Origin of the sequence: Actinomadura meridiana (assembly GCF_039537545.1) — a bacterium.
In the GTDB taxonomy this organism is placed as follows: domain Bacteria; phylum Actinomycetota; class Actinomycetes; order Streptosporangiales; family Streptosporangiaceae; genus Spirillospora; species Spirillospora meridiana.
Genome location: NZ_BAABAS010000006.1, coordinates 650,983 through 668,482 on the forward strand (window position 1 = coordinate 650,983; position 17,500 = coordinate 668,482).

The 17,500-nt window shown below is 71.3% G+C and carries 10 protein-coding genes; 2 read left to right on the top strand and 8 right to left on the bottom strand.

Features of this window, described 5'->3' with window-relative positions; all coding sequences use genetic code 11:
* Nucleotides 1-2: 2 nt before the first annotated feature.
* From ABD808_RS16065 to ABD808_RS16090, 6 genes are read right to left on the bottom strand one after another with little or no spacing between them, the layout of a single operon-like run.
* Nucleotides 3-2,120, bottom strand: coding sequence for an Hsp70 family protein (locus ABD808_RS16065; RefSeq protein ID WP_344896916.1), 2,118 nt, complete (start codon nucleotides 2,118-2,120; stop codon nucleotides 3-5).
* Nucleotides 2,117-2,515: a nucleotide exchange factor GrpE gene (gene grpE, locus ABD808_RS16070; protein WP_344896919.1), complete on the bottom strand. Its 399-nt coding sequence runs from the start codon at nucleotides 2,513-2,515 to the stop codon at nucleotides 2,117-2,119. Before grpE ends, ABD808_RS16065 begins: the two co-directional genes overlap by 4 nt.
* Nucleotides 2,516-2,529: 14 nt before the next feature.
* On the bottom strand, nucleotides 2,530-2,928 hold the full coding sequence (locus ABD808_RS16075) for a hypothetical protein (RefSeq protein ID WP_344896921.1): 399 nt from the start codon (nucleotides 2,926-2,928) through the stop codon (nucleotides 2,530-2,532).
* Complete coding sequence (locus ABD808_RS16080; RefSeq protein ID WP_344896924.1) at nucleotides 2,925-7,946, bottom strand: CHAT domain-containing protein; 5,022 nt, start codon at nucleotides 7,944-7,946, stop codon at nucleotides 2,925-2,927. Before ABD808_RS16080 ends, ABD808_RS16075 begins: the two co-directional genes overlap by 4 nt.
* The gene (locus ABD808_RS16085; protein ID WP_344896927.1) at nucleotides 7,943-10,105 is read right to left on the bottom strand and encodes a hypothetical protein; all 2,163 of its coding nucleotides are present in this window, start codon (nucleotides 10,103-10,105) and stop codon (nucleotides 7,943-7,945) included. Before ABD808_RS16085 ends, ABD808_RS16080 begins: the two co-directional genes overlap by 4 nt.
* A gap of 9 nt (nucleotides 10,106-10,114) precedes the next feature.
* Nucleotides 10,115-10,591 (bottom strand): hypothetical protein, encoded by a 477-nt coding sequence (locus ABD808_RS16090; protein ID WP_344896929.1) that lies wholly within the window; start codon nucleotides 10,589-10,591, stop codon nucleotides 10,115-10,117.
* 196 nt (nucleotides 10,592-10,787) lie between these two features.
* Here ABD808_RS16090 and ABD808_RS16095 point away from each other — a divergent pair, with 196 nt between their 5' ends.
* Nucleotides 10,788-12,062 (top strand): hypothetical protein, encoded by a 1,275-nt coding sequence (locus ABD808_RS16095; RefSeq protein WP_344896932.1) that lies wholly within the window; start codon nucleotides 10,788-10,790, stop codon nucleotides 12,060-12,062.
* A gap of 4 nt (nucleotides 12,063-12,066) precedes the next feature.
* Nucleotides 12,067-12,591: a hypothetical protein gene (locus ABD808_RS16100; protein WP_344896935.1), complete on the top strand. Its 525-nt coding sequence runs from the start codon at nucleotides 12,067-12,069 to the stop codon at nucleotides 12,589-12,591.
* Nucleotides 12,592-12,599: 8 nt separating this feature from the next.
* Here the strand turns inward: ABD808_RS16100 and ABD808_RS16105 are convergent, their stop codons facing one another.
* Both ABD808_RS16105 and ABD808_RS16110 read right to left on the bottom strand, forming a co-directional pair.
* The gene (locus ABD808_RS16105; protein ID WP_344896937.1) at nucleotides 12,600-15,362 is read right to left on the bottom strand and encodes a zinc ribbon domain-containing protein; all 2,763 of its coding nucleotides are present in this window, start codon (nucleotides 15,360-15,362) and stop codon (nucleotides 12,600-12,602) included.
* Between the two features lie 12 nt (nucleotides 15,363-15,374).
* On the bottom strand, nucleotides 15,375-17,450 hold the full coding sequence (locus ABD808_RS16110) for an Hsp70 family protein (protein WP_344896939.1): 2,076 nt from the start codon (nucleotides 17,448-17,450) through the stop codon (nucleotides 15,375-15,377).
* Nucleotides 17,451-17,500 lie beyond the last annotated feature (50 nt).

A 17,500-nucleotide genomic window follows, 5' to 3' on the forward strand; every position in this document is an offset into this window, starting at 1 on the left:
CCCTACGAGTCGAGCAGCCTCAGCAACCCGGCATAGTCCTCCGCGTCGGGGATCTCGGGCACGTCCTGGTTCCGGATCGCGCTGACCAGGACCCGCAGGTACCGCACCTGCTCGTCGACCACGCTCCTTCTCCCTTCGCGGTGCGCGTTCTTGACACTCGCGATCGTCTGGTTGAGCCGTATCGCTTCGTCCCCGGTCGCCCGCTCGGCGGCGTGGTCGGCGAGCAGCAGCGCGGACGCGGGACCGGAGTTGAACAGATCCGACTCCAGCACGGACAGCATCCGCCGGCGTTCCGCCGGTTCGGCGAACAGAATCGTCTGCTGGGCGAGATCGAGGTCCGCCCGGATCTTCATCGCCTGCGGCGGGTCGAGATACTGTTCGTAGTCGCAGAGGAATTCCGTGGTCATTTCCTGCGCGAAGATCAGATCGGTGGAGTCGGCCGTGTCCCGGTTCTCGGGCGGGGGTGGCACGGGGGGCGTGCGCGGGGCGTCGAATCGCAGTTTCTCATGGAGCTCGAAGTCGGTTCCCGGCACCGTGATCGTCACGTGCAGGACCCGGTTCCGGTCGAACATGAACGCGACGTCGACCCGGGAGTGCACATCGATCTCCTGCGGCAGCTCGTACTCGATCACCCCCTGCTCGCGGTTCTCGCTGGCGCGCATGCTGTCACCTTCGTAGACCGGCACCCGGATCCGTTTGCCGTCCGTCAGAGCGAAGCTGTGCCGGATCGGCTCACCCATCGGATAAGCGGTGTTGCGTGGGATGATCGGCACGAACGTGTCCCGGTGTGAGCCCTTCACCGCGTTGATGCCGAGCGCCATGCCGGTGACGTCGTGGACGTGGGTGTCGCCCGCCGACCTCGCGTTCACCAGCGAGTGCTCGCATTCGGCGCAGGCGTCCGCCGACTCGTCGTTCACCGTGCCGCACGACTGGCACCGCACCCCGTGCAGGGTGTTCGCCAGGATCGCGGCGCCGATCGCGACGCACTCCATCGGATCGACGTCGCGGCGGACCTTGTCCTTGCCGAAGAACTCCTCGACGGTCTCGTACACCTTGGGGATGAGCGTCGCGCCGCCGACCAGCAGCACGTCGGTGATGTCGTACGAGGTGAGGTTCTGCTCGTCGAGGACCGTGCGGATCAGCTTGATGGTCCTGTCGACGCGCGGCTCGATCATCGCTTCGAACTCGGCCCTGGTCAGGGACATCGCCACATCGCCCCTGGTGCCCTCCGCGGTCTCGTACGCGTACTTGAGCAGGATGTCCGCCGAATCGTGCTCGCTGAGCCACCGCTTCGCCTCTTCCGCGGCCTCCTTGGCGCGGAACATGAACTCGGGGTCGCCGCTGGGGTCGGTCTCGGCGTTCGTCCGCACCCAGTCGATGATCCGCTCGACGATGAGCGCGTCGAAGTCGTCACCGCCGAGCCAGGTGTCGCCGTTGAACTCGATGACCTGGAAATGTGGCTGGCCCTGCCTGTCCCTGGTGGCGTTGAGGAGGGAGATGTCGAACGTGCCGCCGCCCAGGTCGTACACCAGCACGCGCCGCCGGTCCAGGTCGGTGGCCTCGTAGCCGAACGCGATGGCGGCCGCGGTCGGTTCGTCGATGATTCGCTTGACCACGAGCCCGGCTCGTTCGCCCGCCTCCTGGGTGGCCTTGCGCTGCGCCTCCTCGAAGTAGGCGGGCACGGTGATCACGGCGTGGGTGACGGGCGCGTTGAGCGTCTGCGCCGCGCCGCCCGCCAGGTACTCGAGGATGAACGCGGACACCGCGGCGGGGGCGTGGACCTCGTCGAGCAGCATCACATGCGCACGCGGATCGTCGTCGGGGCCGGGGACGATCCGGTAGCTGCGCTGACGCCGTGTCTCCTGGACCGCCGGGTCGGTGAAGTCGCGTCCCATCAGCCGCTTCACCGACAGGATCGTGTTCTCCGGATCGTTCATCGCCCAGCGGAGCGCGTTCCGGCCGACCAGGAGCTCGTCCCTCCCGTCCCGGCGGTGGACGCTCACCACGGACGGCACCTTCCGCTCGCCGCCGACGGTCAGCAACCGTGATCTCTTCCGCTCCGGGTCGTAGGTGGCGACGACGGAGTTCGTGGTGCCGAGGTCGATCCCGATCGCGGTCACGCTTGCGCTCCCTTCCCGGAGGAGACGACGACCGCCGCGGGACGCAGCTGGGTCCCCCGGTAGCGGACGCCGCGTTTGACGACCTTGACCACGGTGTCGGCCTCAAGGCCCGCGGCATCGGTCACGTCGACGACATGGTGGGTGTCCGGCGCCGCCCGTTCACCGCGCGCGCCGATCAGCTCGACGGCGCCGTGGGCGGCCAGCGCGCTGCTGAGCTGGGCCGTGATGGCGCGCACCTCGCTCGTCTCGCGGGCGCCCGCGTCAAGGTGCCGGTCGAGCAGGTCGAGCCGGTCGAGCGCCTCGACGAGGGTCTCGACCAGCGTCTCGGTGTCCAGGTCGAGCCGGGTGAGCTCGCTGAGGAGCCGCCGCTCGGTGCCGGCCAGATGTGGTTCCATATCGGCTCCTCGGCTCAGCGGTCGAACCGGATCAGCCCGTCGAGGAAGGACGGGGACGGGAAGGGGAACAGATCGTCCGGCACCGCCGCGGGGCGCGGCGATCCGGCTGGAAGCGTGCCGGGCGCCCCGGCTTCCTGGGCCGATTCCGCCAGTTCGCGGGTGATCTCCTCGTGTAGCCGGCCGATGGTCGCGTCATCGATGTCGTAGAGCAGAAGATCCATCAGCAGGCGGCTGGGCACGTCGCGCAACCGGCTCCATGCCTGCTGGGTGGTGGGGTTCATCATGCCCTCGGCCATCAGCGTGAACGCGGCGGCCTCGACGTCGGCCCGGGTCGATCGCGGCGTGATCCCGGCGTCGGCGAGGACGCGGTAGGGGAAACCGCCCGGCCAGGTGGTCAGCGGATCCTCGATCATGTGCCACTCCCTTCGTCGCGCAGCTCGGCGAGCGCGGCGAGCAACCCGGTGCGGTACCGCTCGTCCCGCGGCTCCGCGCGTACCGCCTCGACCAGGTGGTAGGCGCGACCGGCGAGGTCCCCCGGCCTCCGGAGGCGTTCGGCTTCACGGGCGTGCGCGCGCGCCTTGGCCGTCCCCGTCAGGTCCGCGGCCGGGTCGGCGGGCAGCTCCTGGATGCGCCGGTGCAGATCAATGCTCGGGAGACGGGCGAGCAGGATGTCGTCGGTCTCATCGAGCGTCACGTTGAGCACCTCGACCAGGTGATCGCTGATGCCCGCCAGGTCGAAGCCGGCGAAGATGACGTGCAGGGCCTCGATCAGCGGGCCGAGGCGATCGGCGGAGTTCCGGACCGGGCGCTCGCCGGAATCGCGGATCAGCGCCCAGGCCAGGTGGGACCGCGTCCACGGGGAGTCCGGGCCGAGCTCCAGGGCCCGGCGCAGATCGCGGACGGCACGCGCGAGGTCGACCGGTAGCCCGAACTGCTGGCACGTCGCGCCGTGCCAGATGGCGCGTGCTACCAGCAGATCTGCCAGCTTCGGCCGGAGCCTCCAGTTGATCGGCGCACCGAGCGCGGCCCCAGCCCTTTCCACCAGCTCGATCGCCTCGTCAAGGCCCGCGGAGCCCTGCTCGCCGGTCTCCGCGAGCGCGTCCACCCGGCCGACCAGCACCCGGATCACGGCATCCTGGGCGCGCACCCCCATCAGCGCGTTCGCCGCGACCTTGATCGCCTCGGCCAGCTCGGCCAGCGCGGGGTCGGGCCGGTGGCCCGCGAGCAGGTCTCGCGCGATCGACAACCGGGCCCGTACGGCGAGCTCGGCGGCGTCCCCCAGCAGGCGAACCCGGCGGTTGGGCAGGTACATGTACGCCGGATCGTTCTCGACGAACTCCCGGCAGTGCGCGCAGCCGTCGACGTCGCCGTGCCGCGCCGGCCCGCCGCAGTCGTCCGGTAGCTCCCGCCGCCGCTTGCGGTGGTAGTCGGGCAACGCGCGCAGGGCCGACTCGAACCGGTGGTGGTCCAGGCAGTTCGCGGCCGCCGACAGGTTGGAGAACGCGCAGCGCAGCCTGCGCAGCAGCCCCTGGCGCGGGTCGGCGTCGGCCAGTCCGGGCTGGTCCTCGGCCGCGACGAACTCACCGAACGTACGGGCGAGGCCGAACATCCGCAGGTACTCGCGGCCGCAGCTCAACCGGCCTTCGCCGCCGCGCAGCGGCAGCCCGCCCGCCTCCTTGAGGCATTGCGCCGCCTTGAGCTCGGCCTCGAAGAAGGACACCAGCTCCCGGTACCGCCCGGCCTCGGGCCGCCGTCCCGCGTCGGCGTGGCGCTCCGCGTGCGCGTTGAGGACGCCGATCAGGTACCGGCCGAGTTCGACGCGCACCAGCTGGCTGTCCGCCGGGGTCACCGTGTGGCGGTAGCACGACGCTCGGCCCTGCCGCCAGCCGATCCAGAACCCGTCGTTGGCGAGCGTCATCGCCAGACACGCCAGCGCGGTCCGCCATTCCTCCGCGGCCTGCTCCCACGCGCCTGTCTCCTCAAGGCCTTGGGCGTGCCAGAACGAGGCCACGCCGAGGCAGTGCGCGTCATCCTGATCGTCCAGACGGGTGGCGAGGCGGTCCCGCCACAGCCGGACGGCCTGGGCTTGGTCACCGGCGAGCAGGGTCAGCAGCGGGCCGTCGGCGGGCAGCCGTTCGCACAGACGGTCCAGCGTGTGCTCTTCGTCCGCCGGGTCCAGTCCGGCCAGCGCTCGGCGGAGCGCGGCCGGCTCGCGCAGCGGGTACATCCGCGTTTCGAGCAGGAGCCGCTTCGCGGGCGTGCGCAGCTGGTCCCAGGCGACGCGTTCCCGCCAGCTGATGTCGCCACTCTCCATGAGGGTGAACGCGGCGTCGGCGACCACCTCGGTAGGCGACGCCGGGGTGATGCCGGCCTCGCGCAGCGCGAGATACGGGAAGGTGGACTCGCGCAGCGCCACCGGGTCGGCGGCGAGGGTCGCGTCGGCGAGCCCCTCCAGGAACGGCACCTCGGCGAGCAGTCGGCGGAGCCGCTCCGTACGCCGCCGGATGTCGGCGCCGACGACGGCGTCGATCCCGGTGGCCTGCTCGTACGCGGCCACGGCCGCCGACCAGTGACCGGTGACGTCCAGGTGACGGCCGTGTGTGTACGCGGCACGGCCCGCGGCGTCGGCATGGTCGCCGCAGGAGCGGTACTGGGCGGCCGCCTCGGCCCAGGACCCGCGCTGTTCGGCGCGGCGGCCGCGCGCGTACGCGGCCAGGATCGGGGCGTCCAGGTAGCCACCGCAGCGCTTCGATTCCTGTACGGCCAGGGCCCATTCCCGATTCGCGAGCAGCATGCGCAGCCGAGCGTAGCTCGCCCGGACCGGCGCGTCGGAGAACTCGCCCGGCAGCCTGCCGTACAGCTCGGCGGCGCGGGGCCAGTCCAGATCGAGCTCTGCCATGCGCGCCCTGGCGTGGACGATGCGCCACGACGCGTCCCGGTGGTCGTCCGGCAGCGCGGCGTACGTGTCGATGGCCCCGGCCCAGTCTCCGTCCAGCTCCTGCTTACGGCCGGTCGCGTAGCGGTGTGCCGAACCGAGGTCGCCAGCCAAGGCGTAGCACTCCGCCGCCCGCGCCCAGTCGTCGTCGGCTTCGGCCAGCCGGCCTCGCGCCGTCCAGCGCAGCATGCCCACCGACCCGCCACGGTCGTCGTCGCGCAGCGCGCCGAGCAAGGTGAGCACGGCGCGCCAGTCCGTCCGCCCCTCCCGCAGCTTGGCCCGGGCGTACTGCCGCCGCCGCCCGACCTCTCCGCCGGCGAAACAGTCGGGGAGGCCGCCGAACCGGTCGATGACACCGGTCCAGTCGGCGCGGTCGTCGGCGATCCTGCCATCCGCGTAACGCTTGCGCGCGCCCGTGTCGCGGACGTCTTCCGGCAGGCCGGCGTACTGCCGCCGCGCCGCCACCCAGTCGTCGGCGTCCTCGGCGACCCGACCGGCGGCGTAGCCGGTGAGGTGATCGGCGATGCCGAGTTCCGCCGCGGCGCGGAGATGTCCTTCGGCCGCCGCCCAGTCGCCTTCGTCGGCGGTGACGTTGCCGCGTGCGTACGCCTCCCGGGCCGGTGCGTCGGCGAATCCGCCGCAGCGTTCGTACGCGCGGACGGCGTCGGCCCAGCGCGCCTCGGCTTCCGCGGACCGGCCGGCCAGGTAGCCGGCCCGGGCGGCGGTGTCGCGGTAGCCGCCCGGCCGGACGGCGAGGATCTTCTCCCCCTCGGTGAGCGCGGCCTCCCACTGCCCGGCTTCGTGATACGCGCACAGGTTCGCGTAGTGCTCGGCCAGCGCGACCTCCTCACGCGCGGTGGCCAGCGCCGCCGTGACGTCGACGACGCCGGGCGGCTGCTCACCGTCGAGCCGTTCGTACCGGTCGACGGCGGAGACCCAATGCCCGTCCGCCGCCGCCCTCCGTGCCTGCTCCACCTTCTCGCTGACCGTGCGCGCCGCCGCGATCTCCATCCTCAGCAGGCTGAGCACCGGCTCGGGCAGCATGTCGCGCACGCGGCGGCCGTCCGGCAGATCGCCGTCGAGACGCTCCTGCGCGCGGACGTGGTCGGCCTCGGCCAGCGCCTCGCAGAGGCGTTCGACCTCCGGCCATGCCTGCTCGAGCTCGGCCTCGGCGATCAGTCCCGCCGACTCCTCCGTAGTCGGCCGGGTGGCCTTCGCGATCGACTCCACCTGATCCCACTCGCGCCTGAGCCGCAGGAACCGTGCGGCCGCCAGCGCGGTGGCGGGCTTGACATTGCCGCTGGCGTCGTTGACCTGACGGAGCGCGTCCTCGCCCGCCTTCAGGGGATCGGCCGACTCGTCGTCGTCGCGTACCTCACGCACCTTGAACAGCCAGCCGTGGGCGCACGCCTCGTTCAGGAACAGCATCGGCGTGGCCCACTCGATCGCGGTGTGCCCCGGCACGGGGTTGAGATGGTGCCGGGCCAGCGTCACCGCCTCGTCCACCGGCTTGTTCTCGCAGACACGGGCGAGCAGCTTCGGGCCGAAGGCGCTCGCCGCGCGGTCGGTGACCAGGCCGTGCATGGCGACGACGGCCGGGATCCCCCTGCCGATCATCGCCTGTGCCAGCCCGGCGAACGGTTCGCGTTCGGAGTTGCGCGCGCTGAAGCACAGGTTCAGCACGACCAGCCGCAGGTGCGGCGCTCGGATGAACATGCCGCTCAGGACATCGCCCGGGACCGCGTCGGCCGTGCCGTCCTCGGCCTCCAGCAGGACCATGCCGTCATTGCCGTCCGCGGCCCCTCGGCCGTGGGCGATCAGCAGCACCGCGGTCGGTTGGGCGGCACGGCTCAGCCAGTCCTCGATCTTCGCGAGAGTGGCGTTGTACATGGTCTCGACGCGAAGGGCGATGACAGGCACCTCGCGCAGCTCCGCCAGCTCCGCCGTGGCGTCGATCCGCGGCAGACCGTCCTCGGCCGGAGTCGCGACGGCGATGAGCAGATTCAGTTTCTCCGGGACGCAGTCGCCGGTGGGCAGCCGGTGGCCGAAGGGCCCGCCGGGCAGCGACCGCACGATGGAGAGGTTCCCGTCGGGACCAAAGGTCTGTAGCGAGTGCTCCGGCGGCGCGCGCATCGTTTCGACCGGCAGCGCGTGGAGGTCCGACGGCAGGTCGAAGCGCAGCCGCAAACCGCGGCCGTGCCGGTCCGCCTCGGCGCGGGCCCCGACCACGCAGGCGGCGAGTTCGTCGCCGATCAGCGCGTCGAACACCGACCGACCGAGTACGCGCATGCCCTCCAGGGTGTTCGTCGAGCCGGACGGCGCGTTGCCGCTTTCGATTTCCAGGAGGCGGTCGAACCTCGCGCGCAGCTCCGCGGCCGGGCCGATCCTGTTCGCGCGCGCTCCCTGCGCCGTGCCGTTGGCCAGGATGAGGTAGCGTTCCGCACCGATCCGGCGAACGCGGACACGGAGTTCCTCGTTGTCCCGCACGGCGCTCACGCCTCCGCACCCGGTTCCGGCGTGTCTGGTTCCTGCCCGGGAAGCTCGGCCAGCCGGGCCGCCAGCTCACCGCGTGTATCCTCCAGCTCCTCACGGAACTTGTCCGTCTTGTGCTTGTCGTGGCCGATCTCGAACTGGTCGACGGATCCGACCAGCAACCGGATGCCGTCCTCAAGGCTGCTGTCGTACGCCATTTCGCGGAGCAACCTGCCGAAATTGAGCCGCGGCCGCGGCAGCTCCGGACTCAGTGCCACCGCCCGCCGCATGTCCTCATGCGCACTCTCGGCGTCGCCGCCGCGATTGAAGCTCCGCACGCCCCGGCGGTCGAGCAGGTCGCTGAGCCTGGTGGTCACCCGCTCGCGTTCGCCGGTGTCCCTGGCGGGCACGGCCACGAGCACCGCCTCCAGCACCGCGATGGCATCCGTCAGGTCACGGCGGCCGGCGAGGGCGCGGGCCCGGCCGAGAGCATCATCGACCGCCTCCCGCGTGACGGCGCGGCTGTCGCCGAACCGCTTGGACAATGTGATGGCGCCACGCCAGCACGTTCTGGCGTCGGCGAGGTCCATCTCCGCCTTCGTGATATGGCCGCGCGCGATACCGAGCAGCAGTTCCGCGGCCAGTTCCGCGCCCGCCTTGGCGAGTTCCTCGCGCTTGTCGGTGAAGGTACAGAACGCGGGGTTGAGGTCGTCGAACTCCGCGCAGCCCGCCTCGCACAGCAGCGGCTCGGAGATCATCGCCGGATGGGTCCGGCCGCCGGTCCGCGCGCACGACGGGCAGCGCATGTCCAGTGCCGCCAGCGCGGCGGCCCACGGCCGGTCGGTGGCGACCCGCGCCTCGGCGAGACCGATCTGCGAGAACTGCCGGAACAGGGCCACCGTTTCGGCGTCGGCGGGCCGCGCGCGAAGGTGATCGCCGAGCCGCCGGTGCAGGCCGAGTTCGGTGACGCGCAGCGGCCCGCACACGATCGGGGCGCCATCGGGGTCGGCTGCCGGGAGGCCGCCGGCCCGGGCCAGTAACGCCGCGGCGGTACGTTCGCGGCGCAGCAGTAGCGCCAGCTCATCGGTGGGGAGCCGCTGCTCCAGAAGGTCGTCCAGCGCGGTCCGCGCCTTGTCGGTCATGGCCGCCGACACGACACCGCCGTACCGCCGGTGCGCCCGGTGCCGCCAGCCGACCCAGAAGTCCTCATCGTGCAGCAGGCGAACCCATGCGCCGATGCAGGCGGACCAGGCGGCGTCGTCCGCCTGTTCCGCCGCGCCGAGCGTGTGCAAGCGCAGCACCGCCTCGGCGTGGGCGACACGGTGATCGGCCGGCATCCGCACCGCGACATCCAGCATCTGCGCGACCGCGTCGTCGCGGCGGCCGCCCAGCGCGCAGGCCACCGCCCTGACCAGCGCCAGATCGGCGGTCAGGCCCTCGACGTCGCCGGGGAACAGGTCCGCGGCCGCGCCCCAGTCGCCGCGGCGCGCGGCGGTGAGGGCATCCGCGGTGTGCCGTAGCTCGCGTTCCCGCGTGTCCCCGGCGGCGGCGCGCGGGGCGGTCGGCTCGGCGCCGGGCAGGTGGCCGAGGACGGTGACCGCCGCGGCACTGTCCGGGAGCCCGGCGCCGATGGCCGACGCCCGTTCGGTGTCGCCGCTCCGCAGCAGCAGCGCGGCGGTCAGCAACCGGGCGTCGTCGTCGGTGACGTGCCGGTCGGCCGCCGCGAGCAGATCGGACAGCGCCAGGTCGAACTCGCGCCGTCGCAGCCGGACGTACGCGCGTTGCAGGTATGCCCGGCCGTGTTCGCCGTCCCGTTCCAGCGCGGCGCTCAGCAGCCATTCCGCGCGCTCGTACCCGGCATGGTGCGCGGCGGCGCAGCCCGCCCAGTAGAAGCCGTCAGGCCAGGCCGGGCACAACCGTTGCGCCCGGTCGAATCGCAGGTCCGCGCGCCGGATGTCGCCGCCGGCCAGGTGGACGCGGCCGAGCCCGATGTGCGCGGCGACCGCGAGGCGCGTGGCCGTCTCCCCGGCACCGGTCACGTCGCCGAGGCGGTCCAGCGCGGCCGTGAACGCCGACGTCGCGGCGGGCAGGTCGCCGTCCGACAGTGCCCGTTCGCCATCGGTGTTCGCCGCCCGGACCACGTCAACGGCGGTGGGCGGCGGCTCGTCCCGCGCTTCGCGCATGGCGCCGGCTCAGTGTTCGGGTTCGTCGGGTTCGTCGGGTTCGGGCCGCCACCTCTGGCCGGCGCGGTCGTAGCGCAGCGGGCCGGTCTCGTGCGCGCCGAGTTCGAGCCCGATGAGCTGGGAGATCGCCTCGGGTGGCAGATCGGCTTCGAGGATCACCTTCAGCCCGCTCTCCGCATCCTGCAGAATCAGTGGCACGCGGCCGTTGCTCCCGGCCCCCTTCTTTCCGGCCGTGGCCAACGTCTTGGCCTTGGCGTACAGGTCGCCGGCCACTTCGGAGCTGATACTGGACAGAAAGGCATGAAGGGGCAGTGCGGCGAGCATCAGCCAGGTGATTTCGTCCGGTCCGCGATGGGCATGCCGCGTACGTCTTTCCGTGGCGAAGCCGATCCGCCGGAACTCGGCTTCCAATCCGGCGGCCAGATCGGTGTCCACGCTGTAATCGAAGATCAGTTCGGCGTGCGGCACCGGATTTCCCATCGTCACGATTCCCTTCTCATCATCACTCGCCTTTTATCCTGCGCTGGCGTCCGTGTGCTTGTAGGCTCGACTATGCACAGCGCGGCCGACGTGAACGAGTTTCCTGGAAGTGGCGCTCTGTGTCGTAGACTACTCGTCGCAGCGAGATTCGGTGGATCCTTTGGTAGACACGACCGATGAAAGCTCTACTGACCTTCCGGGTGTGGCGAAACTCGGCGGCGGCGCGGCCAAAATCGCGGCCGAGAAGTTGATCATTGTCGCGGCGGAGCTGGCGAAATCCGGTGTCACCACAGCCGAACGCCGAATCCGCGACATCGACGCGGTTGTCGACTCCCTGCCGTTCCCGGTGGTCGAGCGCCTTGTCGCACCGGACCGGGTGCTGGCCGAACTGGACGACGTCCAGGCACGACCGGTGCGCGAGCTGCACTCCCTGCGCAACCAGACCGCGCTGCTGCCCCTCGTGCTGACGTGGTTGTCGATCGGGTTCGCGGTGATGATCCACGGCACCTCGCTGCTGGTGCCCGTCTACAGCACGGTCGCCGTCGTGGACGCCGTGCTCATCGGCACGGTCGTGGCGCTGACCCGGGCGGTGCACTCCAAGGAGCAGGCCGCCGCCGCCGAGTACTACCGCATCGCCGAGCAGGTCGACGCGGCGATGAAGGCGCTCGCCATCGCCATGGCCGGCCACGCGGCGAGTACGCCGGAGAACCCCGAAGACTGGGCCGTCGCGGCACGCGAGGTGCTGGAGGAGACTCGGAAGCAGACCGCCGAGCTGTTCGAGTCGACCACGGCCGCGGTCGACAAGGCGAGCGAGAATCTCGCGTCGGTGCACACCGAGACCGAGAAGCTCGTCGGACTGTTAGCGGAACAGAGCGGGAAGACACTGGACTCGCTACGGCAGGCCAACGAGCAGATGGTCGCGCGGGTGGCCAAGGAAGCGGTCGACGTCCTGAACTCCGCCGTCGCCGAAGACCGGGCGCTGGTCAGCGAACATCTGGCGCCCCTGATCGAACAGTTCCAGGCCAACGTGGAGTCCTTCACCCGCGGCTTCGACGCCTACCAGGAGGACATCTCCGCGTTCGTCGCCGTCACCTCGGACGTCGGGGTGGCCACGAAGGCGCTGGGTGAGAGCGCCGCGTCCTACACCGACACCGCCGAGTCGATCGACACGCACCTGCGCAGCATCGAGAGCTCACAGCAGGCGTTCATCGAGAACGTGACAGAGAGCGCGCGCAACATGGGCACCGCCGCCGGCGCGATGGAGACCATGAGCAAGCTGCTCAGCGACCGGTTGCGGGCCGACCTGGAGACGATCACCCGGCAGTTGACGTCGTCGAGCGCAGGGCTGGCCGCCGTCGACACGAACCTCGTCCAGACGACCGACGCCCTGGGCATGGCCGCCGACCGGTTGCAGGCCGCGGCCGCCGCCATCGGCGGCGCGAGCGCAGAGGGCCGCCGATGGTTCCGGCGGCGTTGACGACATGCGCGGCCTGAGATCACGCCAGACGGGCGAAATGATGTTCGGCAGTGCGGGATGGCTGTTCGCCGACCTGATGCTGGCGCTCGTGGTGATGCTGGTGCTGGCCACTGGGATCGCTCTGCCCGACGAGCCGGACCACCCGCGGCCGAAGCCGACGCCCACGCCGACGCCCACGCCCACCCTCACACCGGCACGGCCGCCACGGCTGCTCCCGACTCCCGTCAAGCGCGACGTATCGGTGGACGCCGACGCCCTGCTCCGCAATGACAAAGGCGCGGTGGACGCATTGCGGAAAAGGGTGCGCGACATGCTCGACAAGCCCCTGGGCGGGCGCCGCGCCGGCATCGTTCTCACCTTCGGGCCGGGATCCGGCGACATTGCTCGCGGTGTCAAGATCGCGAAGAGCTTCAACGAGAAGGTCCTGGGGGCCCTTGGCGGCGGGCAGTTCACCCGTGATACGGCGTACCGCAGCTATTTCCAGGGCGGCGACAAGGTCACCTTTGAGATCTTCGTTTTCGAGAGCTGAGCCGCCCCTCAACCGCGCCTGCGCTGCGGCCGGCGTGATCGGTGTTGCTTCTTCGGGGTGAACCGGGCCTCGGCGCGGGTGCCACCGGCGACGAACAACTCGCCGTCGCGACGTTCCGCCGCCGCGACGAGGAAATGGAACGCCTGCTCGCGTCCGGGCGTGGTGCCGTCGGCGTCGTAGTCGCCGGTGCGGTCGTCGCCGTCCCGTTCGACCAGCACCCGGTGCGGTGCGACGGTCGGGTCCGTGGGCGGCCCGTCGTGATCCCAGGCCACCAGCGCCGCGGTGCACCCCTCTGGCCACGTCCACGTGAGCCGGAGCGTGTCTCCCTGCTTCCGCGCCGCGACCTCGCCGATCTCCTCGCGCGCGGCGTAGCGGCGGACCGCACCGAGATGGCCGGTGCCGTGCCTGACCACCACCTGCGCGAAGTAGTAGAGACCCTGCCTCGGCAGGGCGAAGCCGCGGGCCTCGGTCTCGGTCAGCAGTGACCCGTACGCGGCCAGCTCGGTGATCGGGCGCTGCTCGCCGGGCTGGAGGTCGAGCCGATCCTGCGTCCACAGCACCCGGGCCGTTCCCGGCTCCGCGCCCTGGGGCAGCAGGTCGACGAACCGGTAGCACAGGCCGAGGTTCCGGGTGACCGTGCGGACGTGGACGGGCCCCGGCGACGCGGGCAGGCGGCCGGGAACCAGCGTCACCGCCGTCCCCGCGGACAGCTCGTCGGTGCCCGCGTAGTGGGCCCGTACGGTGTAGGTGTACGACTCCTCGTTCGTGACGGTGACGTCGCGCAGCCGACCCGGCTCCGTCACGTGGACGTCCGTGGTCTCACCGCCCGCAGTGCGCCGTACAGTCACGCCGGTGGCGTTGGCGGGCAGCCGCCACTCCAGCTCCACCACGCCGTCGTCGACGCGCTGCGCCGTGATCTCGACCCGACCCGTACGGAACACCGGCCGCCGCGAGGTGGCGGCCTGTTCGGAGACGGTCCCCGTCGGACGGCGGGCGAACACGGCGTAGTACAGCGGGACACCCGTCTCCGGGCGAGTGTCCTCATAGACGGTCTGGCGAACCGTCGCGACCCGCGTGCCGTCCGATACCGAGGCCGGTGGCACGGCGCCTTCCTTCCGCACGACGACGTAGCGGACATCGTCGGAGACCGACGGCTCCCACGCCAGCCGTACGCCCCTGCCGACCGGCTCGGCACTCAGCTCGCACGGTGGCTCCGGAGGCAGCGCGGCGAGGCCGCGCCGGGCGCGGGCGTGGTCCGCGCAGTGAGTCAGCGCCAGGGTGTAGTAGTCCACCTGCTGTCGTGTGCTTGTGTCGTGCCGGTTCGCGGCGTCGCACAGGCTGTCGGCCTTACCGATGTTGTCCTTCGATTCCTGGATCACGGACTCGCGGTCCGGGACGGTCGGGCGCGTGCTGTTCGCCTTGTTGAGCGCCGCCTGGTAGTTCCGCTGCCGGACCAGCGAGCGCAGCTGGCGCGCCGTCGCGTCGTTCTCGGCGTCCCGCTCGCCGCGGAGCCGCTCGACCCGTGTCCGGCAGTGCCGGATCGACACGGCCAGCGGCTCGTCCTCGCCGTCGGACGGCCAGGCCCGCGCGGCCTCGGTGAGCTTCTCCTCTGCGCCGTCGAGGTCGTCCCGGTCGAGCGACTCCGCGCACTCGCGGATGAGCAGCCTCGCCCAGTCGTGGTCGCCGACCACGAAGCCGCACGTGGCGCAGGCGCCGTGCCCCGGCACCGTCGTGCCGCACCCCGGGCAGACGATCCGCAGCCGGGCGCCGCAGACCGCGCAGAACTCGTTCGCCTGGACGTTGCGCGCCTGGCACGCCCCGCAGCTCACGTGCTCGTCCGGCGTGCTCCATGGCGCCTCCGGCGGCAGCGCCACCGTCCACCCCTGGTCTTCGAAATGCTTCAGCAACATCGCGCGGGCGATTTTGGAGTCGGCGCCCTTGGCCGCCGCCTCCGCGATGAACTGCTCGACCTGGCTGGTCTCCAGCCGCCTGGTCTGGCTGAGCGCCGTCCTGTATCTCGCGATCAGGTTGGTCACGGGCGTCAGGGCGAGCGTGTTGTCGTACCGGGCCCGGTTCTCAGCCGTGCTGAAGACCTGAAGTGCGTGGCCGGCGAGCGCCTGTTTCGCGTGCAGCCGCGGGTCGTGCTTGTTCATGTCCCGCTGCGTTTGGTCGTACAACGCCCTCGCGGCGTCGTACAGCCGTTCGCGCGTGGCCCTCTCGACACTTCCCGAGCTCACGGTCGCCAGCAAGGTGTAGAGGGACGCCTCACCGAGGGAGTCGAGCAGGTCGCGGATCTCGTTCGTCAGGGATGAGGCGAGCTGATCGGGTACGGCCCGCAGCTCGGCGAAGCTGTGCTGAGGCGCGGTCTCGATCCGCTCCGCCACCGTGACGTCGGCCATCAGGTCGGCGTAGTCGCGGCGCAGGACGTCGGCTTCGGCCTCCCAGAGGAACCCCTTGATCATCATGATCCGCAGGTCGCCCTCGAAGGCGGCGAGCCGGTCCGAGCTTTCGGCGGCCCGTCGTTCGCGCGCGTCCTTGCGCTCCCGCTCTCGCCGCGCGGGGTCGCTCATCGTGGATCTGATGTCCGTGAGGCGGTGGCGCGCGTCCTCCGCCGTCAGTACCTTCCGGCTCCCCTGCACGCCGTTGAGGACGGCTCTGCTCCACTCCGCCCGCCGGGCCCGCAAGCGCGATTCGAACGCCGCCTGGTCCCACTCGTCGTCCGGGTCGATACCCAGCAGCAAGAAGTAGTTCGGACGGTTCTCGCCGCGCATCAGCAGTTCACCTCACGCCTCGTCCCTGGTCAGCGAGCCGATCTTGCCGCCGTGGCCCTGGGTCAGCTCGCGTGCGATCGTGCTGAACGACTCGGTGAGCCCGGTCAGATCGGTGCACAGGTTCCGCCCCGACGCCGACGCGATGCGACGTGGGGAGCCCTCATCGGCGTCGTCGAGGCCGACGGAGATCATCTCGATGCCGGCGGCACGACACCGGGCGGCCCGCGCGATCACGTGTGCCTGCCGGCTCCATTCGCCGTTGGCCAGCACGACGGCGTAGCGGGGGCCGGGCCCGTCTCCGAGCAGGTCGTGCAGCTCGTCGAACGGGTGTCCGGCGTTCCCCACACCGGTGGCACAGGCATGCAGGTCGTCGATCGCCCGTCCGATGTGCTCCGCGTTCCGGGTGGCCTTCTGCTTGACCTGCACGGTGTCGGAGAAGCCGATCAGGCCGACCGAGGTCGCGGCCAGGTCGCACTGCTCGACGAAGGCGTGCGCGGCGCGCCGTGCCTCGGCCAGCGGGGACCCGGCCATGGCGCCGGACAGGTCGATCGCCAGATACACCGTGACGCCGCCGGGTCGGCCGATGTTCGCGGGCCTGGCCAGAAAGCGATCAGGTATGTCCGCCGGTGCCTCGTCGACGGTGACCAGCAGCGGCCTGCCCGTCCCGCGGTCCTTCCCCGAGACGTGCGCGACACCGTTGTGATCATAGGCGTACTCGATGTCCACGACCGTTTCGCCGGCACCGGGCCCGAATCCGGTGAAGACGTGACGACCCAGGTAGACGCAGTCGCGCGGATCGTCGGTCTCACCCTGGGTCAGGAAGACCTCGAGCAGGTTCTCATCGGTCTTGTGTAGGACGAACTGGTGCGCCCTGCTCTCCCGCGCGGGGATCGGCACGTTCCTTCCGATCAGCACGCTGTTGACGTGGCGGGAGCGGTCGGTGCTCTCGACGATCACGCCGAGGCTGTGCGCGATCACATCGTGGACGAGCCGTGCCCCCCGCGATGGCCGCTCGGTACGGGCGGCGACCTGTCCGGACCGCGTGCGCCGCGACCCCGCCGCCGCGAGGGCGGCACCGATCGCGACCGCCTGGTCGGGATGCGCGCCGCCGAGGGGTGCGCGCCCGGAGACGCGGGCGATGCGCTCCCGGATCATCGGCATGCGGGTCGAGCCGCCGACCGGGATGATGCCGTCGATCCGTTCCCAGCCGAGCCCGGCGTCCGCGACCGCCTGCCGGGTGAGCCGTTCGGTACGGTCGAGCAGGTCACGGGTCAGGTCCTCGAACACCTGCCGCGTCATCTCGTAGCGTGCGTCGTGCCCGGCGAAATCGACCCGGATGTCTCCGTGTCGCCGCTGGGAAAGCGTGTGCTTGAGCTGCTCCGCGCGCACCAGCAGGGTGAGCGCGTCGTCCGGGCCGACCTCGGAGCCGAACTCGTTGGTGAAGCGCTCGCGCACGTGGGCGACGATCCGGTCGTCCCAGTCCCGGCCGCCGAGCCGGGGGTCGCCGTGGGTGCCGACCACGGTGATGCCGTCCCCGGTGACGCGCACGACGGAGACGTCGAACGTGCCGCCCCCGAGGTCGTACGCCAGCATCGTCCGCTCCTCGCCGCCACGGTCGCCGTAGGCGAGCGCCGCGGCGGTCGGTTCGCTGATGACCTGCGAGACCTCCAGCCCGGCGCGCTCGCCCGCGGTGATCGTGGCGGCGCGCTGCGGGTGGGTGAAGCACGCGGGAACCGTGATCACCGCTTCCGTCACGGGCGCCCCGGTGAACGCCTCCGCCTGTGCCTTGAGGCCGGCCAGGAGGATCGCCGACAGGTCGGTGGCGGTGAACTCCCCGCCGGTGAACGACAGGAGGAATCGCGGGTCGCCCATATGCCGTTTGAAACCGGCCGCGACCTCGGTTTCTCCGTCGACCTGCCCGGTCATCGCCGCCGCGCCGATCGACGGCGGATCCGTGGCGAAGCTGATTACCGATGGGACGAGCGGGCTGCCGGTTTCATCCGGGATGACTTCCGGCCTGCCATTGACGTCGACGCGGGCGACGGCGGAATAGGTGGTGCCAAGATCAATACCGATCGCCACGGTCACCGAAGCCTCCACAGGTCCGCCAGTCAGCGATCTCCCCACCGCATGGGACG

Bases quoted from the DNA above. Each gene is read 5' to 3' on its own strand.
- ABD808_RS16075 (WP_344896921.1), bottom strand. From the start codon at position 2,928: ATGATCGAGGATCCGCTGACCACCTGGCCGGGCGGTTTCCCCTACCGC.
- ABD808_RS16085 (WP_344896927.1), bottom strand. From the start codon at position 10,105: ATGCGCGAAGCGCGGGACGAGCCGCCGCCCACCGCCGTTGACGTGGTC.
- ABD808_RS16105 (WP_344896937.1), bottom strand. From the start codon at position 15,362: ATGCGCGGCGAGAACCGTCCGAACTACTTCTTGCTGCTGGGTATCGAC.
- ABD808_RS16100 (WP_344896935.1), top strand. From the start codon at position 12,067: ATGCGCGGCCTGAGATCACGCCAGACGGGCGAAATGATGTTCGGCAGT.
- grpE (WP_344896919.1), bottom strand. From the start codon at position 2,515: ATGGAACCACATCTGGCCGGCACCGAGCGGCGGCTCCTCAGCGAGCTC.